The sequence below is a fragment of the Vibrio sp. 10N.261.55.A10 genome (assembly GCF_041470825.1).
Lineage (GTDB): Bacteria > Pseudomonadota > Gammaproteobacteria > Enterobacterales > Vibrionaceae > Vibrio > Vibrio crassostreae_C.
In genome coordinates this window covers 1-22723 of sequence record NZ_JBFRNC010000058.1, presented here as the reverse complement: position 1 = coordinate 22723, position 22723 = coordinate 1, and the positions used below count along the sequence as shown (strand labels likewise).

General features: G+C 44.5%; 19 protein-coding genes and 2 pseudogenes. 11 read left to right on the top strand and 10 right to left on the bottom strand.

Translation table 11 applies throughout. The features are described from left to right. Nucleotides 1–13 precede the first annotated feature (13 nt). Entirely contained in the window at nt 14–1282 is a 1269-nt protein-coding gene (locus AB4274_RS18100) for an IS4 family transposase (protein ID WP_017068666.1), read from the bottom strand. A gap of 130 nt (nt 1283–1412) precedes the next feature. Between AB4274_RS18100 and AB4274_RS18095 the strand changes: the two genes are divergently transcribed. After that, a complete protein-coding gene (locus tag AB4274_RS18095) occupies nt 1413–3461 on the top strand; it encodes a glycoside hydrolase family 3 N-terminal domain-containing protein (protein ID WP_102398630.1) in 2049 nt (682 codons plus the stop codon). A gap of 64 nt (nt 3462–3525) precedes the next feature. Then, complete coding sequence (locus AB4274_RS18090; RefSeq protein WP_017057786.1) at nt 3526–3906, top strand: hypothetical protein; 381 nt, start codon at nt 3526–3528, stop codon at nt 3904–3906. A gap of 279 nt (nt 3907–4185) precedes the next feature. On the opposite strand, the gene AB4274_RS18085 is transcribed toward AB4274_RS18090, so the two are convergent. After that, nucleotides 4186–5133, bottom strand: coding sequence for a LysR family transcriptional regulator (locus AB4274_RS18085; protein ID WP_017061092.1), 948 nt, complete (start codon nt 5131–5133; stop codon nt 4186–4188). Nucleotides 5134–5259: 126 nt separating this feature from the next. On the opposite strand from AB4274_RS18085, the gene add reads away from it, so the two are divergent. Further along, entirely contained in the window at nt 5260–6258 is a 999-nt protein-coding gene (gene add / locus AB4274_RS18080; RefSeq protein WP_017061091.1) for an adenosine deaminase, read from the top strand. 165 nt (nt 6259–6423) lie between these two features. After that, nucleotides 6424–6999, top strand: a complete 576-nt coding sequence (locus tag AB4274_RS18075; RefSeq protein ID WP_017061090.1) for a sugar O-acetyltransferase — start codon at nt 6424–6426, stop codon at nt 6997–6999. A 205-nt stretch (nt 7000–7204) separates the two neighbouring features. Here the strand turns inward: AB4274_RS18075 and AB4274_RS18070 are convergent. Then, nucleotides 7205–7824 (bottom strand): annotated as a pseudogene (locus AB4274_RS18070) (HAD family hydrolase). 277 nt (nt 7825–8101) lie between these two features. Between AB4274_RS18070 and AB4274_RS18065 the strand changes: the two are divergent. Further along, the gene (locus AB4274_RS18065) at nt 8102–8809 is read left to right on the top strand and encodes a GntR family transcriptional regulator (protein WP_017065208.1); all 708 of its coding nucleotides are present in this window, start codon (nt 8102–8104) and stop codon (nt 8807–8809) included. 203 nt (nt 8810–9012) lie between these two features. Here the strand turns inward: AB4274_RS18065 and AB4274_RS18060 are convergent, their stop codons facing one another. Beyond that, nucleotides 9013–10212 (bottom strand): enolase C-terminal domain-like protein, encoded by a 1200-nt coding sequence (locus AB4274_RS18060; RefSeq protein ID WP_017065858.1) that lies wholly within the window; start codon nt 10210–10212, stop codon nt 9013–9015. A gap of 260 nt (nt 10213–10472) precedes the next feature. Between AB4274_RS18060 and AB4274_RS18055 the strand changes: the two genes are divergently transcribed. The 3 genes and pseudogenes from AB4274_RS18055 (at nt 10473) to AB4274_RS18045 (ending at nt 13634) form a co-directional block, all read left to right on the top strand. After that, nucleotides 10473–11906, top strand: coding sequence for a PTS transporter subunit EIIC (locus AB4274_RS18055; RefSeq protein WP_372112828.1), 1434 nt, complete (start codon nt 10473–10475; stop codon nt 11904–11906). Nucleotides 11907–12019: 113 nt separating this feature from the next. Next, nucleotides 12020–12987 (top strand): annotated as a pseudogene (locus tag AB4274_RS18050) (sugar kinase). A 17-nt stretch (nt 12988–13004) separates the two neighbouring features. Continuing rightward, nucleotides 13005–13634, top strand: coding sequence for a bifunctional 4-hydroxy-2-oxoglutarate aldolase/2-dehydro-3-deoxy-phosphogluconate aldolase (locus AB4274_RS18045; RefSeq protein WP_050052612.1), 630 nt, complete (start codon nt 13005–13007; stop codon nt 13632–13634). A 98-nt stretch (nt 13635–13732) separates the two neighbouring features. Here AB4274_RS18045 and AB4274_RS18040 read toward each other — a convergent pair whose 3' ends face one another. The 6 genes from AB4274_RS18040 to AB4274_RS18015 all read right to left on the bottom strand — a co-directional run bounded on the left by AB4274_RS18040 (nt 13733) and on the right by AB4274_RS18015 (nt 19969). Continuing rightward, nucleotides 13733–14884, bottom strand: a complete 1152-nt coding sequence (locus AB4274_RS18040) for a M20 aminoacylase family protein (protein ID WP_048662515.1) — start codon at nt 14882–14884, stop codon at nt 13733–13735. A gap of 24 nt (nt 14885–14908) precedes the next feature. Then, complete coding sequence (locus AB4274_RS18035; protein WP_048662516.1) at nt 14909–15871, bottom strand: DMT family transporter; 963 nt, start codon at nt 15869–15871, stop codon at nt 14909–14911. Nucleotides 15872–15874: 3 nt separating this feature from the next. Then, complete coding sequence (locus tag AB4274_RS18030; RefSeq protein ID WP_048662517.1) at nt 15875–16870, bottom strand: DMT family transporter; 996 nt, start codon at nt 16868–16870, stop codon at nt 15875–15877. Nucleotides 16871–16950: 80 nt separating this feature from the next. Continuing rightward, on the bottom strand, nt 16951–17913 hold the full coding sequence (locus AB4274_RS18025; protein WP_048662518.1) for a DMT family transporter: 963 nt from the start codon (nt 17911–17913) through the stop codon (nt 16951–16953). A gap of 26 nt (nt 17914–17939) precedes the next feature. After that, nucleotides 17940–18710, bottom strand: a complete 771-nt coding sequence (locus tag AB4274_RS18020; RefSeq protein WP_017068125.1) for an aspartate/glutamate racemase family protein — start codon at nt 18708–18710, stop codon at nt 17940–17942. A 95-nt stretch (nt 18711–18805) separates the two neighbouring features. Beyond that, on the bottom strand, nt 18806–19969 hold the full coding sequence (locus AB4274_RS18015) for a Xaa-Pro peptidase family protein (protein WP_017068124.1): 1164 nt from the start codon (nt 19967–19969) through the stop codon (nt 18806–18808). 324 nt (nt 19970–20293) lie between these two features. On the opposite strand from AB4274_RS18015, the gene AB4274_RS18010 reads away from it, so the two are divergent. The 3 genes from AB4274_RS18010 (at nt 20294) to dpaL (ending at nt 22664) form a co-directional block, all read left to right on the top strand. Then, entirely contained in the window at nt 20294–20971 is a 678-nt protein-coding gene (locus AB4274_RS18010; RefSeq protein WP_017068123.1) for a transcriptional regulator, read from the top strand. 22 nt (nt 20972–20993) lie between these two features. Continuing rightward, the gene (locus AB4274_RS18005) at nt 20994–21377 is read left to right on the top strand and encodes a RidA family protein (protein ID WP_004732389.1); all 384 of its coding nucleotides are present in this window, start codon (nt 20994–20996) and stop codon (nt 21375–21377) included. Nucleotides 21378–21485: 108 nt separating this feature from the next. Continuing rightward, a complete protein-coding gene (gene dpaL / locus AB4274_RS18000) occupies nt 21486–22664 on the top strand; it encodes a diaminopropionate ammonia-lyase (RefSeq protein ID WP_017072480.1) in 1179 nt (392 codons plus the stop codon). The last annotated feature ends 59 nt before the right edge of the window (nt 22665–22723 follow it).

Below are 22723 nucleotides of genomic sequence, written 5' to 3'. Positions count from 1 at the left end.
CATAGACAGAACCTTAAGCACTAAGCTCAGCGTAAATTCCGTCTAACGTAATGTTTTCTTTAGACTTCCTCTGCGCGGACTTTTGAGCGTTCCTTGATATATAACTGGTAGCCCATTCGATTTTATTGCTGATTTCTGACCATGCGCCGTGACTGATACATTCAAATATTGGTAACAGCCAGACATCCACATTTTTTGCCGCTTTAAACAATGAGACCGATGGCATTATCTGAAGCGCAATACTACGCCTAATGATCAGCGCAAGTAAACTGGCCCAGATGAGCCCATCAACGATGGCCTTTTGTGCGGTGACAAATCGTTGCCAGTTGGTGTGAGACTTTAACTCTTTAAAAAGCAGTTCCACCTGCCATCGACAGCGGTAGATCGCCATGATGTCATCGGCAGTAAAGGTGTCTGAAGGTAAGTTAGTTATCCAAATGCAGAATCGTTTTTCTTCAGCAAACCATCGTCGCACGACTCTAAACTCTTGTTTACCTCGACGGACTTTTAGGTCAAGGACCTGCGAACGGTTGGTACCTCGAGTAATGTCTTTCAGCTTCTTCCCTTCTAGCTTAGGCAGCAGTCGCCCCTTGCCGTTCCTTGCCTCAATAATCATAGGGTTCAGAGACTTAGCACCTCGGACAATATAGAATCCGCCATGCTGTTCAAGCTCTCGAAAGAAGTGGAAATCAGGATACCCTGCGTCAGCTAACAGCAATTTGTTGTTCATCGTTTTGGGCTCAGGTAAAAAATCTCTTTCTGATGCCGTATCAGCGCTGATGTTCATCGCGACTGGAGAAAAGCTTTTCAACGACATTGTCATATGACATTCAACCGCTGCAGGGTTACGTTTAAATCGACTCGGATAAACATCCGCCAGGTCACGATGGATGTGGAAAGAGCTGCCATCTTGAAGCAGTACATCATCAAAGGTGTCGAGCTTATTTGGTAGACCGACATTCTGCTGGCGAGCAAATTGAGCTATTGCTCGCATAACAAGTTGCCGCATGAAATTAGGAAACTCATTTTTCCTCAACTGGTTATGGTAAGGCTTGTATGCCACGGCACCTTCAGGGCTCAAGCACATCCCATTGAATTGTCGCAGTAAATCCGCAATGGAAGTGCAGTTTCCTTTGCTTAACGCGGCCACTAAGCTAATGACTAGCTGCTCGGGTAATATCGCCCGACACCGTTTCATCAGGCCTGTACTTTTCGCCATTTTTTGGAGGGTGTCAGCATTAAAGAATTGCTTAAATTGCTTCTGTAAGGAGATAATCGTCATCGGCTTCACTATTGATGTAGGTAGTTTGTTTGGCGACGATTATCTGATCATAAATGAAGCCTTTTTTCTATCTAAATAAACAAGTTAGCTCTTAAGATCCTGTCTATGTACTAACAATAGGATCGTGACCATGAAGCGTCTTACCCTGACACCTATAGCAATCGCGTTGCTTCTTGCAGGATGCAACTCATCTGATAGCGACAATAACTTCCAACAACCCCAAGTTCACTCTCGTGTTCATGATGTATTGAACGTTGAAGGTTACCAATTCCGAGATTCTAACGGCAATGGAACACTTGAACCCTTTGAAGACTGGCGATTATCTCCAGAAGAGCGAGCAGCAGACTTGGTTAGCCGAATGACGCTAGATGAGAAAGCCGGCATGATGCTCATTGACACCTTAAACTCGTCCAAAGGTGGGCTCGTTAGTAGTAAAGGGCAAGACATGATTGGCGATGCCCAAATGACGCGCTTTATCTTCCGTAACAGCGTAGTTGAAACACCTACCAATGCGCCTGATTGCGATTCAGGCCGTTCAGGTTGTCAGATAACCCCAACAGAAGCTGCCCAGTTCATGAATAGTGTTCAAGAACTGCGTGAACAGACGCGAATGGGTATCCCCGCTCTATTCAAATCCAATGCTCGTAACCACATAGATCCATCAGCTAAAGCAGGGATCAACGTTTCTTCAGGTGCCTTTTCTGCTTGGCCTAAAGAGGCAGGTTTAGCAGCCACTCGCGACATGGATTTAATCACTGAATTTGCAGGTATCATGAATGAAGAATGGTCTTCAATTGGCCTACGCAGTATGTACGGATACATGATGGATTTGGCGACAGAACCTCGTTGGTACCGAGTACACGAAACCTTTACCGAAGATGCAGATTTAGCGTCTGACATTATGCGCTCACTTATCAAAGGGTTGCAGGATGGCGGTGAGGTCAACGAAGACAGTATCGCGCTAACCATCAAACACTTCCCTGGTGGCGGTCCACAAGAAAACGGTGGTGACCCACATTATGACTTCGGTAAAAACCAAGTCTATCCAAAGAACAATTTTGATTACCACCTAAAACCGTTTATTGCTGCGATTGAGGCTGGCGCTTCTTCAATCATGCCTTACTACGGCATCCCTGTAGATCAAAAGTGGATGCCAAACGATGTTGGTATGTCCTTCTCAAAAGGCATTGTTACCGACCTTCTCAGAGACGAATTGGGCTACACAGGTAACGTGAACTCAGATACCGGCATTATTGGCGATCGTGCATGGGGTGTGGAACACAAAACGATTGATGAGCAGGTTGCCATGGCGGTCGAAGCTGGAGTCGATGTTCTTTCAGGTTTCCATGATAAAGAAGTCATCGTGAAACTCGTGGAAAAAGATCTGCTTACCGAAGAGCGTGTCGACCTATCAGTCACACGCTTACTTGAAGAACAATTCAAGCTTGGCCTTTTCGAAAACACTTACGTTGATGAGAAAAAAGCCCAAGAGATTTTAGGCAACGAGAAGTACCAAGAACGCGCTGATTACGCACAGAAAAAGTCTGTCGTCTTACTTCAAAATACCAATAAGACTTTACCTCTAGCTGAATCAACCGCACAAAATCCTGTTGCTCTGTATGTCATGGGAATGGACGAAAACATTGCAGGAGACGACAAGTACAACTTTACCGTGACTTCCGGAGATTACGAAGCGGGAGAAACGCGTCCACCAGTACCAGCCGATACGGACTATGCGGTTATTCGTGTTCGCGTATCTAACGAAGGCTCAGATCCTGATCTTATCTTTGGTGGCGCGAACCCAGATGAACTCGATATTCTTGCGTTCAGTGAAATGGCTACAGCTGCATCTTGGCATATTGAACCAAGCCTAAGCGACATTAAAGCCGTTATGAACGAAGTGGGCGCTGACAAAACGGTATTGTCCATCAACTTTAGACAACCCTTCGTGCTAGACGATCAAAGTAATCTTAAGCAAGCCGGTGCCGTGATCGCCACATTTGGTGTCTCGGACAGCAACCTAATGGAAGTACTTTCAGGCAACTTTGCTCCTCAAGGAAAACTGCCATTTGCTTTAGCGAACAGTGCCCAAGCCATTCAAAACCAAGACTCAGACTACCCTGGGTATGATCAAGCCGACACCCTTTACCCGTTCGGACATGGTTTAAGTTACGAATAATATTTGAGCTAATTCAGGCAGTGTTGAGCACTGCCTTTCCTTCTTAGATACCAAGGACAAAGTCATGGAACATATCTTACAACTGGGTTGGGATGATCACGCTATTCCACATAAAATCTGGATAGAACAATACTACGATGGGTGTCGTATCTGCTTGAAAGTCGTAAAAGACGTTGAGCCAGAAATGCTCTCATTGATTGTTCCAAATATTGATGTGCAAACCACTCATAAGGCGTGGCAAGGCAAAGCGACGAACATTACACCAGCCTATGATGACGGCGTGTTGTTCACTCAAACTCGCTCGCTATTCAATTTGCCTCATGGCTGCGTGATTTGGGCGGTAACACATATCCAGATGCAAAACGGCTTAAAAATGTCGGCAGACAAATTGTGCTTCGTACCAAAATACAGCAATCAAGATTCTTGTTTTAAGGTTCCAGCATAACGTAACAACAAGCCGAGTCGCTTATCCAACTTGGCGCTAATCTGCGAAGAACCATAAAAAAGGCCAGCGTATACACGTTGGCCTTACTTCTGTCTGTCTGTCTGTCATCAGGATTAAGCACTAATCAATCAACACCAACGAATCGATGGCATTGGATTCATTTAGATATCTCATTCTTGGCGGGCATTTGGCACCCGTAATAAGACAATGCTCATTCTAAAAAGACGAAATAAATTTAAAAAAACTTATTTCGCCGTTTTGATCATCGTAGCTCGCGGTTTACAGCTGAGGTTCTTGGGTCTTATTGACTATGAGGTCGCGAAGCCATTTGTGGCTTGGTTCAGAATCAAAGTAACGGTGCCAAAGCAAAAACAAACCACCGGGAACCAACTCAATAGGAATCGGCTTCATCACCAGTTCGCCACTCTCAATATAGTCACGAACCGAGTTGTACGGATAACACATCAGCAAATCGCTTTGTTTGCACAGCTTTACTGCGCTGGTGATGTCCGACACGTTGGCGGCTTTGTTAATTTGAAGCTGTTTGGCTTGCAAGATTTCCAGTAGCAACCAGTCGCCAACGCCACCGGTCACCAACTGAATATGACGGTATTTAAGGAAGGCTTGCAGATTCCACTCTTCTTGAAGTACTGGGTGATCATTTCGCATCAAGCACACAGAGTAATCTTGCAGCAACTCGACGTGGTTTAGCTCGGCAGGGATATTTTGAATGTGGGTGCTAGCCCTTTCATCGAGCTCAAAAATTCCAATCCCGAAATCGACCTCACGCTTTAGTAAGCGCTTAAAGGTTTCGCTGCTCCAAGTAGTGCTGTTTACCGTAATGTTCGGCGCATCTGCTAGCGCGTTAGGCATAAATTTAGGGTAAATCGCGGTATAAGCGGTTTCAACAAGATCGATATTAAAAGTACGTTCGCTGTCTTTCGGCTCAAAAATGTCCGGCACGGTTAGCTGTTCAACTTGCAGAAGGATTTGATGAATTTTAGGCGCTAAAGAGGTGGCTTTCGGTGTTGGAAACAGGCCTTTTGACTCACGTTCAAACAAAGGGTCGTCAAACAAAGAACGCAGCTTAGTGAGTTGTTTACTCACCGCAGACTGACTAAGGAACAATCGCTCTGCCGTTTTGCTCACGCTGCGCTCTTCAAGCAACACGTGTAAACACAGCAGTAAATTCATATCACATTTGAGTAAGCTTTTAACATCTACCATGATATTCCTTAGATTCAGATTAATGATGACTTTATGTCACTTTAAATCATATCACAAACTTGTTAATTTAAGCCCATGTAACCTATGAGTTAATAACTCAAAAAATAATAGACCTAAGGAATACTCATGAACTTTCTAGCACTCCCTAAGATTGATCTGCACTGCCACCTAGACGGAAGTGTTCGTCCAGACACCATTATTGATCTGGCGAAACAGTACGGAATCGAACTTCCAGAAGACCGTGAAGCGGTAGTAAAGTCTCTAACAGTGCCTGAAGATTGCAAAAACCTTGATGAGTACCTAGCTTGCTTTAGCCTGCCACTGCAAGTGATGCAAACGGAAGAAGCGATTGAGCGTATCTCTTTTGAGCTTTACGAAGACGCAGCACTAGAAAACGTTAAGTACCTAGAAGTTCGTTTTGCACCGATTCTTCACGTAAACAAGGGCTTGTCTCTTGATGCAATCATCGCAAGTGCGGTTAAAGGCATGAAGCGTGCAGAAGAGAAATACGACATTAAGGGCAACTACATCATGTCTGTACTTCGTATGTTCCCGAAAGACTCAATCAAAGATGTAATCGACGCTGGTAAACCATACCTTGGTAAAGGCGTGGTTGCGTTTGATATTGCAGGCGGTGAAAAGCCGGGCTTCTGCGCTGAATTCCCTGAGTACACGCAATACGCTATTGAACAAGGCTACCGTGTGACGGTTCACGCAGGTGAGCAATGGCATGGTCAGAACGTTTACGATGCAGTCACACTGCTTGACGCTGAGCGTATCGGCCACGGTGTCCACATCCAAGGTAACGAAGACGCGTACAACATCGTTAAAGAGAAACAGGTTGCGCTTGAAACTTGCCCAACAAGTAACGTGCAAACTAAATGTATTCACAAATTCAGCGACCACCCAATTGCTGAATTCAAGAAAGACGGCATCGTTGTAACGATCAACACAGACAACCGCACTGTGTCGAACACAACCATGACTAACGAAGTGAAGCGTGTATGTGAAACGTTCGGTCTAACACAAGAAGACTACGCAGAGATCTACAAGTACTCTGTAGAGAGTGCTTTTGCTTCAGACGAAGTGAAACAGCACCTAATGGGTTTCGTTGAGCAAATCTAATTGGTAAAGCGCGCCTTTTGCTGAATAGCTGGGCTCACTTAGCATTAGTGCTTAAAGCACAAAATAGGAAGAGAAAGGCTGAGGCTTTTCTCTTTTTTTATGTCCAAAAATCGCTAATCTTGCAGTATTCGTCATTTAGACCGAGACTCTCGGAAAGTGGGCAGCATGAGTAATACAAACGATCAAACTGAACTCGATAAAATGTTATCTGGGCAAGTATATGATGGTGCAGACCAAGAAATTGATACCATACGTACCAATGCCAAAAAGGCGTTAATGGCCTTCAACAACCATCAAAATCCAGATCAACAACACACATTGCAAGAGCAGCTATTCGGTAAAGTCGGGAGTAGCAGCTTAATCCAGCCCCCTTTTCATTGTGAGTTTGGAAAAACCATCGAGATTGGTGACGACACCTTCATCAATATGAACGTCGTAATGCTAGATGGTGCGAGAATCAAAGTCGGAAACAATGTTTTAATTGGACCAAGCGTCCAATTCTATACGCCATCACACTCCCTTGATTATCGTAGCCGTCGTAAATGGGAAACCTTCTGTTTACCGATAACAATCGAAGATGATGTGTGGGTTGGTGGAAACTCGGTCATCAACCAAGGCGTGAAGATTGGGGCTCGCTCGGTTATCGCGGCGAACTCTGTGGTCAACAGCGATGTACCGCCAGATTGTCTATACGGTGGCACGCCGGCGAAGTTAATTCGACACTTGGATACTGAGCAATAAAGTTAAATAGAAAAATAAAGCTCATTAAAAGAACAAATAGAAAAAGAGGCGATGTTCATGATGAAACAGCGCCTCTTTTTAATCGATTCATTTTAGCTTTTATCAGTCTTTTCTATCCGTCGTTTTTCTACTTATCTTGCCTACCTAGATTATCTACATAGAGAAACCTGACTAAAATAGATAGCTTGAGAATTTCGCTACATGATCACGTAAATTCGACGCCAAGAGCACGAAGTTCGTTCTCACATTGCGCAGAATCGATAAACTGAATACCCGCCATACCTACGGCTTTTGCTCCTTCTACGTTGTAAGGCATATCATCAATGAACACCGTTTCTGAAGCCTCCAGTCCATTATTTGAAAGCAACGCTTGGTAAATCTCAGGCTGCGGTTTAAGCATGCCAAGTTCAGCGGATACGGCTGCGCCATCAAACAAAGGCCAAAATTCGTAGGTGGCTTTTAGGTGTTCAACAATCTCGACCACGTTGTCGGTAAGTGCATACACACCATACCCAGCACGCTTTACGCGCTCGATAAGGTCGACAGAACCATGCAATAAGATCTGCGTTTTCTTAACGTAATAAAACAGGCGGTCGCACTCTAATGAAGATAAATCGAGCTCTTGTTGGTAGCGAAGTTTGGCTTCATTTTCGGTTAAGAACCCTTTGTTCAAATCCGACCAAATCGCACTTTGGAAAATCGAAAGCGCTCGGGCTTCAGGGTCGGCAATGTTACCAAACGTTAGTTGAGTAATTTCCAGCGGCGACCAACGCACAATCACATTACCCACATCAAATACGACATTTTGATTTGATTCGAACTCATACCCTACTCCTGAATTAGTCACTTAAAATAGCAACAACACAGACATTAAATGCCGCACGTTAAAGTTCATAATCTTGTTTTACAAAATGAGGACTAGAATCACAAGATGTAATCAAGTCAGCGCAAAAGGTGGTCACTAGTACCCCTAACTAACCCTATTTATCATCACCCACTTAACCTTCTATGTTACAATTATGAGTCATTCAGAGCGTACTGAATCCCTGATTTAGTTCACTATTCTTTAGTCACAGTGAATACACTTTAAAGTTATTGAACTATGAAAAAGTACGAGTTAGTTGTCCAAGATATTGTGAGCAAGATCTGTCAAAACAGTATCAATCATAAGCTTCCCGCGGAAAGAGAACTCTCTGAAATATATGGGTTATCTCGATTTACTATTCGAAAAGCGCTAGCCAAGCTAGAGGCTATTGGCATGGTGAAATCTAAGGTGGGTTCTGGTTACTTCGTCAACACTTCTCTCATTGGTACACCACTGGTGTACAACTCCATTACTGAAAACAGTTTTGAAGAGATCTCTTATAAAAAGCTCCAACTGAATAAAGCGCTACCCGATAACCACGAACAGCAGATTTTTTCTTTAGACGACAATGACTACATCTGGAAAATTAGACGGCTTCGATTGATTAACAACAAAGTAGTTCAGATTGAAGAAGCCAAGATCCCTGTCAGTGTCTTCCCAGAGATGAATGCCGAGATCATTGAAAGCTCAATCCAGAAACATGCATTGGCGAAAGGTCTTCAGATCGATAGCTACTTAACGACGTATCAAGCGATCAACGTATCTAAAGAAGACGCGGAGTTGCTCGGCTGCAAAAAAAATGCCGCGGCGATGAATATCACCAACCGAGGTTTCTTAGCATCGGGGGATCTATTCATCGTCAGCGATATCATCGACATCAAATATCAATGCACCTATCACACTCCTTTTAACAATGAGAGCATGAGCTTCCGAGATAAGAAGTAACCTTTTAATTCGATTTAATATGGTTAATTTTTATAGATATAAGTTAATTACTCTATAGATTAGCCACTAATATTATTTCACATCTAATATTATTAATTTAATGATACTAGAAATATACTTACCAGATAATACGTAATATCTGGTAAGTATATTAAATAAGAAAATGGCCGCTTATAGCGACCATTTGATATTAAAAATACGAGTTATGGGGTATGAATCGCGCCATCAGGAAGGCGACTTTGAGTCCACTCGTGGGGGCGATACATAACAGGGAACTCGGCTGCAACCTCTTGGTCGATTTCAACACCAATACCTGCGATTTCAGAAGCGTATAAGTAGCCATTAATTGGCTCTGCAGCGTTCGGGAATACCTTGTGCGTATTCTCGTTGTACTCGACATGCTCTTGAATGGCGGCATTGTGTAAATGCACGTTCAAATGCGTGTTGACCGCTGCACCAATTGGCGTCATATCTGGCGGGCAATGCCATGCAATACGAACACCGAAGTTCTGACATAGATGGCCGAGTTTCAGAGCAGGAGTAATACCACCAATCTGTGAAACATGGCAACGAATGAAATCAATACGACGATTAGCAATCAGAGATTTCCACTCTTCAGGGTTATTAAATAACTCCCCTAAACCTAATGAAACTGAGCTTTGGCTACGAATATTATCCAACCATTCCGTTTGGTTTGGCGGCAGAATATCTTCAATGAAGTAAGGCTTATATTGCTCGACTTCTTTGGCAAATTGTATCGCTTGGTTCGGGAATAGGCGCTCATGAACATCATGAAGAATATGGAATTGGTTACCATACTTCTCTCTCAACGACTTAAACATCGTTAGAGTATTGTCCATGTACTGATCTTGGTCGTAGTACGAGCCTTCAGTCGGGTTTTGAGTGGTATGCAAATCGGTTGGAACACCGCCATAGAAACCAAGCTGACAACGAATATGCTTGTAGCCTTTGTCTAGGAAAGACTCCACCAGCTCATAAATACCTTCCATCGTGTCGCTAGTCGCGTGTGTGTATACAGGAATAGCATCACGAGACTTACCACCAAATAATTGATGTAGCGGCATACCCGCCAATTTGGCTTTAATATCCCACAATGCCATATCAACACCGGAAATTGCATTATTGATAACAGGGCCATTTCGCCAATAAGCGTTGACCATCATCATTTGCCATAAGTCTTCAATATTATTGGCGTTTTTACCAATAAGAATAGGTTTTAAATATTCATCGACCATTGTTTTTACAGCAAGCGGTCTTTGTTGGAATGTCGCACAACCGAACCCAGTCACGCCTTCATTCGTTTCAACTACCACGGTAATGAGATTGTGTCTGTCTGGCTTAGTAATAATACAATGGATATCAGATATAATAGTTTCTTTCACAATTAAATAACCTAAACTTAAGTCAACTCCTATTATCTAACCGCTTTAAAAAGCACATTTCAAGCACTAATTTTTCGTAAAAATAATTGGTACGTTAAGAGTATTTTTTTGATAAACAAAACATACCAATTGGCTAAAAACGGTGGAAAAATAATTTTTCGAATTTTAAGTGTGATTGAGATCTCTTTCTACTGCGTTGGATTTAAATTGATTGTCGTTATGATTGCTCGAGTTAAATATATTCCAATAACAGGTGTAGTATGCAAATGGTAGAAAAGAGTGATGCCGTTATTAATAACTCGAAGTCATCATCGAAAAATAAAAATTTCAAAGAAAATATACAGTTATTAATCACTGCACTTGGTGGTGAAGACAATATCGTGAGTATCACGCACTGTATGACAAGGCTGAGATTCAAATTAGCCGACGAAGCGCTGGTAGACGAAGAAGCGATCAAGCAGATCGCAGATGTGAAAGGTGTGGTACTTCAACAAGGCCAAACTCAAGTCATCATCGGTGTTGAGGTCGAGAAGTGGTTCAACGCACTATCAAATACTCAGCAAGCTGACGCTAACCCTGCAGATGAGTTAGAGAAAGGCAAGCTGTTCCAAGGCGTGATGCGCATTGTCGCGGGTATCTTCGGCCCAGTAGTTCCAGCGATTGCCGGTGCAGGTATGTTAATGGGTCTACTTTCTGGCCTTATCGCAACAAACGTTATCTCTGAAACCTCAGACACGGTTTATTTCTTCCGTTCAATTTCTGTCGCTGTGTTCTTCTTCTTGCCTATGCTGGTCTCTTTCTCTGCCGCTAAGGTATTCAAAGTAAACGAGTACATCGCACTTGCTGTCTCCTCTGCAATGCTAGCACCCAAGCTAGTAGATAAAGCGGTGATGCTAAAAGATGCTGGCGCGGCTCCTGAGCTGACGGTGCTAGGCGTGGTTCCTATTGAACTGCTTAATTACGGCGGCGCGATTGTTCCTGCGATTCTAGCAATCTGGTTATTGTCTAAAGTGACACCTCTAGTTGACCGACTGGTACCCTCTTCAGCAAAGCCAGTATTTACGCCACTGCTTGCCTTTACGGTGACTTCAACCATCACACTATCATTTGTTGGCCCTGCAGGAATCTGGCTAAGTAATGGCGCAGGTTGGGTAATGAGTTCACTACTGGAAATCTCTCCCACGTTAACGGGCTTTGTGTTTGGTCTAACTCGCCCGATTACCATCGTATTTGGTATCCACCACAGCATGACGCCAATCAGCCTGAACAACTTTGCACTGTATGGTAAGGATTTACTTATGCCGATCATGTGCTTAGGTAACATGGCAATTGCTGGCGCGACAATGGCTATCTGGCACAAGCAACGTAAAACGGTTTCTAAAGAGCAATCTTCAATTACGATGGGCTCAAGTGTTACCGCTATCTTAGGCATCACGGAACCGGCTCTATTTGGTGTACTCACGAAATACACCAAAGCGATGATGACCGCGAGCTTGGCTGCAGGCGTGTTCGGTGCTATCTCGGTAACAATCGATACGCACTTAACAAGCTACATTCTTTCTTCTGTATTCAGCTTGCCAGCTTACCTTGCAGGCGGTACGCAAAACTTCATTCAAGCACTGATGGGCGTGGTGGGTGTATTTGCACTGTCTTTCGTCCTAACGATGTTGTTCGTAAAACTAGACAACAAGTAATCGGCTAGTCTCACTCCCGTAAGATTAGAATCGAAAAAGCATGACCATATCTCATTATGGTCATGCTTTCCTCAATACGAACAAACCCAACCTTTCCTTTCTAAGGCTATATTATGACCCACATCGCAATCATCGGTGAGTGCATGATTGAACTGAATGGGCTCCATTTGGCAACATGCATCAAAGCTATGGTGGAGACACATTAAACGCGGCAATCTACTTGAACCGCAGCGCTGCGGTTAGCAATCCCATGAACTGCAATAACACTGCGAATCCAGCGATACGAACAAGCTATGTCTCGGCGCTTGGCTCAGACGCTATCAGCCAAGAGATGCTTAACCGATGGCAAGATGAAGGACTATCAACCGAATTCGTGCTTATTGACGAGCAGCGTTCACCCGGGCTCTATCTCATTCAACTCGACGATGTTGGTGAGCGCACCTTCCTATACTGGCGCAACGATTCGGCGGCTCGCTACATGGTACAGCACCCCGATTTCGATAAGATAGCCAACCAACTTCACGATGTTGATATGGTGTTTCTGAGTGGCATTTCCCTCGCGATACTGCCACACAGCGATCAGCTAAAGTTGCTCACTATCATTGAAGGCCTGCGTGAACGTGGCGTTACCATCGCCTTTGATAGTAACTACCGACCAAAACTATGGGAATCAGAAAGCGCGACCAAAGAGTGCTATCGACTGGGTTATCAAACCACTGATATCGCCTTGGTTACCTTTGATGATGAACAGCAACTATGGGGCGACCAAACACCTCAAGACACCATCGACCGACTACACAGGCTTGGCGTGCAGACCATCATTGTAAAACTCGGTGCTGAAGGCTGTTTGGTCAGTGAAACTCCAGCCCAAACACCAAGCCTAATTGAAACCACGCCAGTAGAAACCGTGGTTGATAGCACTTCAGCAGGCGATTCATTCAATGGCGGATTCTTGTCTTGCTATCTATCTGGCGGCTCTGTTCAGCAAGCCTGCCGCAAAGGCAATGCACTGGCGAGACTGGTCATTCAACATCACGGCGCAATCATCCCAAAACCCATCACCGACACTCTTTCAAACTGATATTAAGAAGTAAACCCATGTCTACAATTAACGAACAGCTAAAAGCACTTAAAGTTATCCCTGTTATCGCAATTGATAACGCAGAGGATATTATCCCTCTAGGCAAAGTATTGGCTGAGAATGGGCTTCCCGCCGCTGAAATTACGTTCCGTTCAGACGCCGCTGTTGAAGCTATCCGACTGCTTCGAGAAGCTCAGCCTGACATGCTGATCGGCGCGGGCACCATCTTGAACCGTGAGCAAGCACTCGCAGCAAAAGAAGCGGGCGCAACGTTTGTGGTTTCACCGGGCTTTAATCCGAACACAGTTAAAGCATGCCAAGAGATCGGCATCGATATCATTCCAGGTGTGAACAATCCAAGCACCGTTGAAGCAGCACTTGAGATGGGACTAACGACTCTCAAGTTTTTCCCTGCCGAAGCTTCAGGTGGAATCAGCATGGTTAAGTCACTCGTTGGCCCATACGGCGATATTCGACTCATGCCTACAGGCGGTATCACGCCATCAAACATCGATAACTACTTAGCAGTGCCTCAAGTATTAGCCTGCGGTGGTACATGGATGGTCGACAAGAAACTCGTTGAAAATGGAGAATGGGATGAGATTGCCCGCTTAACACGCGAGATTGTTGAACAAGTGAATCGCTAAGCAAACTAATCCAAGCCAGCCAAACTGTTCACCAATTTGAGAACACCTTAGATACAAAAAGAGCGAGAAGTTAGCCTCTCGCTCTTTTTTTCATCAACTTACTGTGACAATTGTTGTTCTACCAAAGTCTTCCAGAATCCGACACCATGCTCCAGAATATTATCGTTGAAATCGTAGTGTGGGTTATGGAGCGCAGTGCCTCCACATTCACCAACACCATTCCCAACTAGCATATAGCACCCTTTTACTTCGCGTAACATGAACGAGAAATCCTCACTAATGGTGAAGCGTTCACAAGCTCCATTCACATTCTCTTCACCAACAACCGCTTGTGCTGCTTTCACTGCATGAGCCGTCTCTTCAGGCGTGTTAATCGTTGATAAGAAGCTGTTGTTGAAGTGGTATTGATAATCAACACCTGCCGACATGCACTGGCCAGCGACGACACGCTCAATCGCTTTCTCAATTTTATGCAATGCTTGATCGGTAAAGCTGCGAGTGTCACCAGAAATAGTCACTTGCGAAGGAATCACATTCACGGTGCCATTAGTAACAAAATTAGTCACCGAGATAACCGCCGTCTCATCAATGGCGCTCAAATTACGCGAAACGATGGTTTGCAGTGCTGTGACCACCTGAGATCCAACAACAATCGGGTCGGTTCCCATGTGTGGCATCGCCGCGTGACCGCCCGTCGCTTTGATCACAATCTCAAAACTGCTTTCACTTGCCATAAGCGAGCTTGGACGAGTCACAAATTTACCTTCTGGGATACCCGGTAAGTTATGCATCGCGTAAATCGCATCCATATTCCAACGAGTGAACAGGCCATCAGCGATCATCGCTTTCGCTCCTGTGCCTCGCTCTTCATCTGGTTGGAAAATGAAGTACACAGTGCCATCGAATTGCTTACTGGTTGCTAACTCTTGCGCCGCACCCAGTAGCATCGCGGTATGGCCATCATGTCCACAAGCGTGCATCGCTCCTTCATGTTTTGAAGCGTGACAAAAAGTGTTCTGTTCATGAATGCGCAGCGCATCCATATCCGCACGTAGACCAATCGAGCGATCGCTTGTGCCATTTTTCAGAATTCCAAGCACACCTGTTCCGCCAATACCACGGTGAACTTCAATGCCGAACTCTTCGAGCTTGTTCGCTACAAATTCAGATGTTATGAACTCTTCAGTACCGAACTCTGGGTACTGATGTAAATGGCGGCGCCATTCTGTAACGTTGGCAATGTTAGTCATGGAAACTCCAATAAATACTTAAAATTAATTTGTTAAAACTGTTTTAGATGTCATCTCGCGGGACTTGTTGGATGCAGCAAACAGCATCATTGCCACAATAATCAAGCCAACAGCCAGCGCCCTAAAAGGTGTGATGGGTTCTCCAAACACCAAAACAGCGATGAAAAATGCAGACATAGGGATCAGATTTAAAGCCATACTGCTGCCTTCAACACCAACACGCTCTATGCCGTATATGTATGCGATGTAGCCCAGCCCTGATACAAAGCCACCTAGCACGATAATGCAGAGTAACGACCAAGAAGGGCGAATTACCAGTAACAGGCTTGGTACATCAATGCCTGAAACCAGTAAATAAATGAAAAATCCAACCGCCGCAAAACCAAATTGATAATGCATGGTGCAAGTTGCACCGTATTTTTCTGCAAGCTGAGCGCGCAAATGAGTCACCGACGCAAAGCTCAGCACACTCAATAGACAAATCAGGTGCCCGATGTTTACTCCTCTATCTTGAGACGTAAACGGAGGAGCTAGCACTAACATGCTGACGCCAACCAAAGCGATTCCGCTAGAGACGATTTGCATACGAGTAAATCGAGCGCCGTAAAAAAGCTGACCTATCGCCAAGATAGCAATGGGAACAAGTCCCTGAATAACGCCATTTTCTGACAGTGAAATATAGTCCAACGAGAGAAACGAAAGAAAGCTAAACAAACCTTGGCCAACGACACCACATACCAACAACTTGAATAGATCGCTCCGATTATCCCAACTAAACGCCAACTTCGGTTTGCTTTGAGTTTTCTTGTGGATCATTGCTGAGAAAATCAGGACTAAAGATAAAACAAAGAATGCCATCATGTAGCGTAGCCACACCAACAATCGCGCATCAATGGTTTGTAATGGCAAGGTAGCTAATGCGCCCTCAGAGCCCCATAACAACCCCACGCCAATCGCTGCCATCCAACCTTTAGTCACTGATTTCATCACTTAGCTCGCTTCTGGTGTTGCTTTTTTATCGCACGCTAAATTTTCTGAAGATTGTTCTTCCTGCTTTGTCTCAAACTTCGTGAACACGTAAAGTGCGACCACAATTAATGAAACAACGATGGTTTTGCCCATTGCCATCTGTTCGCCAAGTGTTAAAACCGCCACTAAGTAGCCAACCAAAGGCATGAGATTTAATGCCATCGTTGCCTTTTCGACACCGATACGCTTGAAAGAATACAATTGAATCAAGTAGCTACCGCCAGAGATACCCGTACCTAAGAAAATAAGCAAAGCAATTAACAGCGGGCTAGAGAAGATAATGTAAATCTGAGATAGGTCTAAGCCCATGGTCAATACAACGATGATGCCCATTACTGCAACTGAGATGTATTGGTAAAGCATAGAAACAACTGAACCGTATTTGTCCGCTAAACTAGCTCGTAAGTGAGCTGTCCACGCTAACGCCAGCATTGAACACGTCACGTAAACGTAACCTAGTAGTGGCGTACCACCTTCAATGGAGTTTGTCGGACCAACACTCATTGCGTAAATACAAACCGCCGAAGCAATAAAAGCACCCCACTGAATCTTGTTCATGCGGAAGTTCATAAACATCATGCCAAAGAAAACCGTCGCGAACGGCTGCATGCCTTGAATAACACCGTTTTCAGTCGCACCAATGTGAGAAAGAGAAAGGAAGTTGAACAGTGAAAACACCCCTTGTCCAACGATGCCACAAAGCGCAATGCGACCAATATCTTTGGTATCGATCTTTAACGAAGAACCCAAGTCAGCGCTCAAGCTTTTACTACGTGATGTAAAAAAGAAAATGATGGAAAGGCCAATTACCGCAGTAACGTAGCGGAAAAATACCAATGTCATCGGGTCAACAGCCATAGAGAGCGGCTTAGATACCACCCCAGTTACGCCCCAGATACAGGCAACAGCAATGGCAGCAGTCCATCCTAAAAATGTGTCTCTGTTTGTTGTGTTCATCTGTCTATCTTCCATAATTTTTAGGTAACGGCGGTGCGCACACCGCCTTATTACTCATAATTTTATTTAGTGGTTTTTCGCTAGTTAACGTCTGTCGCCGTTTTCAGCTGAGGCGCTTTTTTCTTCGCCTTACCAAACTTCATGAACAACATCATTGAGCCAATAACGACTGCAATCGCTAGTAGTCGCATTGGCGTTACCGCTTCACCGAGAGCAAACACAGCCAGGACGAAAGAAGACAGAGGCATCAAGTTAAGTGCCATACCCGTTCCGTCTACGCCAACTCGTTCCATTGCATAGATGTAGATTAGGTAGCTGATACCTGAAATACCCACACCCAGAATTGCAATACAAGCAATACGAAGTGGAGAACTGAAAATACCGAGAGCTGAAGAGAAATCGGCGCCGACAACCAGTAGGTAAAGACCGAAGCCAATTGCCGCAAAAACAAACTGGTGATACATCGTCGCCACTGAACCATATTTCTCAGCAAGCTTGGCACGAGCGTAAGCCATCGTGGAGAAGCTCGCGGCACTACCCAGACAGATCAAGTGACCAATGTTAAACCCGCTGCCTTCAACAGAAGGGTCCATAACCAAAATAGCGACACCAACGAAGGCGCCAACAGCTGCCAAGATTTGTAGTGGTGTAAAACGCTCGCCGTGGCGAAGGAAACCGACACACAAAATGATGATTGGGATAAGGCCTTGGATCACGCCGTTTTCTGAAGCGGTAATGTAATCAAGAGATAGGAACGATAGAAAACTGAAAGCACCTTGACCAATAATGCCGCAACATGCCGCCCAGAAGATGTCGTGTCGGTTTGCCCAATTAAGTTTAAAATCGACTTTTTTCTGTGGTTTACCCATCGCATTGCTGACTTGGATAATCACAAACAGAGTAATGAAAGCGACGGTATAGCGAACCCATACCAAGACTTGTGCGTCCATTACTTCTAAAATAGGTGTCCCTACGATCCACGGAATACCCCAAAGCATGCCAATGAAAATGGCAGCTAACCAACCTTTAGTTGTATTACTCATCTTAAAATTCCTTTATTCATTGGTTGCTATTGATTTAGCAATTGTCCGTAACCTGGACATTGAGCTTTGTTGCCGACTAAGTGCATGCAGTGCCAGAACATCGCAGAGTTGCTGCACACGACTGGGATACCAAATCGATCTTCAATCTCTTGAATGTGGTCAAGAACACGAAGGTTGGTGCAAGACATAAACACCACATCGGCACCAGAGCCCGGCAACATTTTGCTCAACGCTTCCATCATCGATTCCTTTGAAACCGTCGTGATGTCAGTGTCTTTCTCAATGCCAAGTGAACCTAAAACAGGGACTTCAAAGCCAGCGGCAGTCAGTTGTTGATAAAGAGGGAAATTCACTTCTGTTGGGTAGGGGGAAAACACGGCAACTTTCTTTGCACCCAAGTGCTTAAATGCGGCTTGAGCAGCTGTCCATGGGTTGGTTGCGGGAATATCACCGCGATTTTGTGTAAGAAGGTTAGCGACTTTTTCTTCACCGATAATGATAGAAGCTGAAGTGCAACCAAACGCCATGACATCCATGGGTAAACCCGTCGCTATTAGATCGGATGCTTCGCTGATACCAACCGCAATTTGGTCGAGCGCTTCTGGAGTCATTTCGCTGCTGTAATAAACACGGGAGCTAAACACTCCTGCTTGTGTGCCCAGTAATTTTGCCCAGTCCATCTCTAAAGAGTGGTCAGTACTTAGTTGCACTAAACCGATATGAACTCGACCAATCCTTGGAGCCTGAACGTGCTGTAATGGGATTTCAAATTGTCGAAACTGTTCTATTGTTTGCATGAGAAACTCGTATTTTTATAGTTTTTATGTGCTGACTCCAGAATCCAGAGTCAGCTTTTGTAGGGTGTTAAATTTGTACGGTGCTAAATTTTTAGCTAAATAATGATCAGTTCTGGTTCAGCTCGTTCGCTCAACCATTCAGCGCCGTCTTCAGTAATCACGATGTTCTCTTCGTGAACCATCGACTTACCCGGTGCGTAAACCATGCCCGGTTCTAGCGTCATCACCATGCCAGGCTTAAGTACTGTGTTGTCGGTAGCGGTGTTAGACGGACGCTCTGTCAGTTCCATACCTAATCCATGACCTAGACGACCAACGTCGTTACCCAATGCACCATTAGCTTCTAGTACTCCCCACATCGCGTTGTAGATGTCAGTCGTGGTTGCGCCCGGTTTCGCTGCCTCGAAGCCTTTCGTGGTCGCTTCGTAAGTAGCGCGGTATGCCGCTTTGGTTTGCTCACTCGCATGACCAAATGCCCAGTTACGGTCGAAATCAGAGAAGTAACCATCGCGTACAGCACCCGTATCGATGATCAACACATCTCCCGGTTCAATAATGCGATCGGTAGGACCCATGATGATGCTGTCATAACCATCAGGTCCTGAGCCTGCGATGATGTAAGGACATTCATCTGCACCTTCTAACAACATATCGATACGGAACTGTTTACAGATTTCACGCTCGGTCATGCCGGCTTTTGCATACCCAGGAATTTTGCTAAAGCCCACATTGGTAATACGACAGATTTCGCGAGTTTTTTCTATTTCAGCTTGTGATTTAATCTGACGAAGCTCATGCATCGCTAATGACACATCAACAAAATCTTTCTTAACCATGGTGGTTAATTTGAGGTAGTTATTTACTGGCATACGCAAGTGAGACTCAATCCCTAATGTCGCGCCAACTCTGCCGTGACGACAAGGTAAAGAGTTCAACGTGCTTGCAACCAAGCTAATGCCGTCATCTTCTGGCCTTGGTGAAGGCCAAGTAATGATGTTCTCAACCCATGTTCCTGCCATACCGCTAGCACCAATCTCAGGAACAATAGCAATAGGTTTACCTTCTGCTGGGATAACAACGAACCATGGTCTAGTTGGGCTGTGCCAAAACTGAGTGTGAAAACCAGTAAAATAGCGAACGTTTGGTTCCGTAGTAAAAATCATCGCGTCTAGCTTCATCTCATGCATAACTTTTTGAGCGCGTGATGTTCTGTTTTCAAACTCAGCTTGTTCAAAGCCTCGGTTTAGGTAGTTAGTCATTGGGGCCTCTAATTATTATTGTTGGGTCAGCAATTACGAACCGACCCTATAGTTCAATTTTGTTTACGTTACGATGAGCATCTTACTGACATTTTAGTTAAATAATGTGACCACAATCTCACAGTTAACTATAGTGACCCAAAAGCATCTAGAACCAGAATTTTTGTTGATTTTGATCAATTTTAGGTACTTATTTGTAACTTTAGGCTTGTGCAAGGAGCGAGTGTATAGTTTTATAGTTACATAAAGTTAATTGGCAACTTGAAATCCATCGAGTAACCAAAGATAATGAAAGGCAATTAAAGTTAACAACAGTGGTCTAAAATGAACGCATCAGCATATAAATCGTTTAACGTAGAATTCACCGACAATGACAGAGAGCATCTCGCACTGAACTTTCGCTTAGCCGAAACTATTGCCGACTTTATTGGTCCGCATTGTGAGGTAGTGATTCACTCATTCGAGAGCTTTGAAAAATCAGTGGTGAAGATCGTGAACGGTCATCACACAGGTCGAGAAGTAGGGTCACCTATCACCGATCTAGGGCTGAAAATGCTGAGTGTGTTTGAGAGCACTGGTGAGGTCACGCCAAAGAGTTACTTCACCACCAGCAAAGATGGGTCACTGCTTAAATCTACGACCTGTGTGCTAGCTGGAGAAAATGGCAAACCGATTGGACTATTCTGTATCAACATGAATTTGTCTCACCCGTTTCCTGAGATCATAAAAACTTTAATGCCGGACATTGCTCATGCCCCTGTGGGTGTGCATGAGAACTTTGGAGCTTCAACAACAGAAGTGATTGAGCAAGCACTTGAGCACGCTATTTTTGAAGTCGACAACGATGAGTCAGTCAACTTGAAAGGTCGAAACAAAGCCATTACCAAGCTATTGCTTGAGAATGGTATTTTCGAATTGAAAGAGGCGACAGCATTCGTATCTGAACGTCTTGGTATAACTCGCCACGCTATCTATAAATATATCCGCGAGTTTAGAGCTTAAAAATCCTATAAAGAGAAATGAAATGAAAACAAAAATCCATACAGATCTAGCACCTGCAGCAATCGGCCCATACTCTCAAGGCATGGCATTCAAAGACCTTATTTTCACTTCTGGTCAGCTGCCTCTTGATGCAAAAACAATGGCGTTTGTTGAAGGTGGCATTAAAGAGCAAGCTCGTATGTCACTAGAAAATTTGAAAGCTGTACTAGAGCAAAGCGGTGGTTCACTGGACACTGTTATTAAGACCACATGTTTCCTATCTGATATGGAAAACTTCGTCGCATTTAACGAGGTATACACAGAAGTATTCGGGACTGAGAATGCACCAGCACGCTCTTGTGTTGAAGCGGCTCGTCTACCAAAAGACGCATTAGTTGAAGTGGAAGCGATCGCTTACATCAAGTAATCGCGTAGCATTTTTCGCAATACTACCTGTCGCTATGAACGACTAAACAAGGTCATTGACCATCGCTTAATGACCTTTAATTCATCTGTCTGTATCTAAGTGTGTCCTATGTTAAAACTATCAAAAAATTCATTCTATACTGGTCAAGTCTGCGAACTATTCACCGCTTCTCAAGCCCAACAAGCGCGTGAGTTTCACCGCCAGATCGAAGGTTACCAACCTACACCACTTGTCTCTCTTCCTAACTTGGCAAAACAATTGGGCGTCAAAGCCATCTTGGTGAAAGACGAATCAAAACGCTTTGGTTTAAATGCCTTTAAAGTGCTGGGTGGCTCTTACGCACTTGGTCGTCAATTAGCTAAACACCTAGGTATTGATATCTCTGAGATCAACCTTAAAACGGTGGCTTCAAAATTAGATAAACCATTGGTATTTACTACAGCGACTGCGGGTAACCACGGTACGGGCGTAGCGTGGGCAGCTCGTGAAATGGGACAAAAAGCCGTAGTTTATATGCCAAAAGGCTCATCTCAAGCGAGTGTAAACCGTATCCAAGGCCTAGGTGCCGAGTGTATCGTGACAGAAGTTAACTATGACGACACGGTACGTATGGCGAACCAAACTGCGCAAGACAATGGTTGGATGCTTGTTCAAGACACCGCTTGGGACGGCTATGAAGAAATCCCAACATGGATTTCACAAGGCTACATGACAATGGCAGATGAAGCCGTTGAACAAGTTCAGGCATCAGAGTTTGGGTCACCCACTCACGTCTTTTTACAAGCAGGTGTTGGCGCAATGGCTGGCGGTGTATTGGGCTACTTAGTTGATAAGCTAGGTGCGGGCACTTTCGAAACCATTATTGCTGAGCCAGCTGCAGCAGACTGTATCTTTCGCTCAGGTGTGAAAGGCGAAATGGTCAATGTATCGGGTGAATTGAATTCGATTATGGCAGGTCTTGCTTGCGGTGAGCCAAATCCCGTGACTTGGCCAGTACTCCGCGATTGCAGCAACCATTTTGTATCGGTTGAAGACAGTGTTTCAGCGAATGGTATGAGAGTTTTAGGAAACCCATTACACGGCGATAGCCAAATTGTCAGTGGTGAGTCAGGTGCAATTACGTTAGGTCTGTTGTACCAACTTTGTCGTGAAGGTGCAGACCAAGCAGTACGTGATCAGCTAGGTTTAAACCGAGATGCAACCATCATGGTCTTTAGTACAGAAGGCGACACGAACCAAGCACGCTACCGCGATATAGTTTGGAACGGTTTGCATCAATCGAACTAATTGATATCTAAAAGACACCAAAATAACAAAGCCACAGCAAACTGAAGTGACCCCGTAAA

What these genes read in the sequence shown, in the direction of transcription:
- AB4274_RS18100 (WP_017068666.1), bottom strand. Translation starts at nt 1,282, where the DNA reads ATGACGATTATCTCCTTACAGAAGCAATTTAAGCAATTCTTTAATGCT.
- AB4274_RS18095 (WP_102398630.1), top strand. Translation starts at nt 1,413, where the DNA reads ATGAAGCGTCTTACCCTGACACCTATAGCAATCGCGTTGCTTCTTGCA.
- AB4274_RS18090 (WP_017057786.1), top strand. Translation starts at nt 3,526, where the DNA reads ATGGAACATATCTTACAACTGGGTTGGGATGATCACGCTATTCCACAT.
- AB4274_RS18085 (WP_017061092.1), bottom strand. Translation starts at nt 5,133, where the DNA reads ATGGTAGATGTTAAAAGCTTACTCAAATGTGATATGAATTTACTGCTG.
- add (WP_017061091.1), top strand. Translation starts at nt 5,260, where the DNA reads ATGAACTTTCTAGCACTCCCTAAGATTGATCTGCACTGCCACCTAGAC.
- AB4274_RS18075 (WP_017061090.1), top strand. Translation starts at nt 6,424, where the DNA reads ATGAGTAATACAAACGATCAAACTGAACTCGATAAAATGTTATCTGGG.
- AB4274_RS18065 (WP_017065208.1), top strand. Translation starts at nt 8,102, where the DNA reads ATGAAAAAGTACGAGTTAGTTGTCCAAGATATTGTGAGCAAGATCTGT.
- AB4274_RS18055 (WP_372112828.1), top strand. Translation starts at nt 10,473, where the DNA reads ATGCAAATGGTAGAAAAGAGTGATGCCGTTATTAATAACTCGAAGTCA.
- AB4274_RS18045 (WP_050052612.1), top strand. Translation starts at nt 13,005, where the DNA reads ATGTCTACAATTAACGAACAGCTAAAAGCACTTAAAGTTATCCCTGTT.
- AB4274_RS18040 (WP_048662515.1), bottom strand. Translation starts at nt 14,884, where the DNA reads ATGACTAACATTGCCAACGTTACAGAATGGCGCCGCCATTTACATCAG.
- AB4274_RS18035 (WP_048662516.1), bottom strand. Translation starts at nt 15,871, where the DNA reads ATGAAATCAGTGACTAAAGGTTGGATGGCAGCGATTGGCGTGGGGTTG.
- AB4274_RS18030 (WP_048662517.1), bottom strand. Translation starts at nt 16,870, where the DNA reads ATGAACACAACAAACAGAGACACATTTTTAGGATGGACTGCTGCCATT.
- AB4274_RS18025 (WP_048662518.1), bottom strand. Translation starts at nt 17,913, where the DNA reads ATGAGTAATACAACTAAAGGTTGGTTAGCTGCCATTTTCATTGGCATG.
- AB4274_RS18020 (WP_017068125.1), bottom strand. Translation starts at nt 18,710, where the DNA reads ATGCAAACAATAGAACAGTTTCGACAATTTGAAATCCCATTACAGCAC.
- AB4274_RS18015 (WP_017068124.1), bottom strand. Translation starts at nt 19,969, where the DNA reads ATGACTAACTACCTAAACCGAGGCTTTGAACAAGCTGAGTTTGAAAAC.
- AB4274_RS18010 (WP_017068123.1), top strand. Translation starts at nt 20,294, where the DNA reads ATGAACGCATCAGCATATAAATCGTTTAACGTAGAATTCACCGACAAT.
- AB4274_RS18005 (WP_004732389.1), top strand. Translation starts at nt 20,994, where the DNA reads ATGAAAACAAAAATCCATACAGATCTAGCACCTGCAGCAATCGGCCCA.
- dpaL (WP_017072480.1), top strand. Translation starts at nt 21,486, where the DNA reads ATGTTAAAACTATCAAAAAATTCATTCTATACTGGTCAAGTCTGCGAA.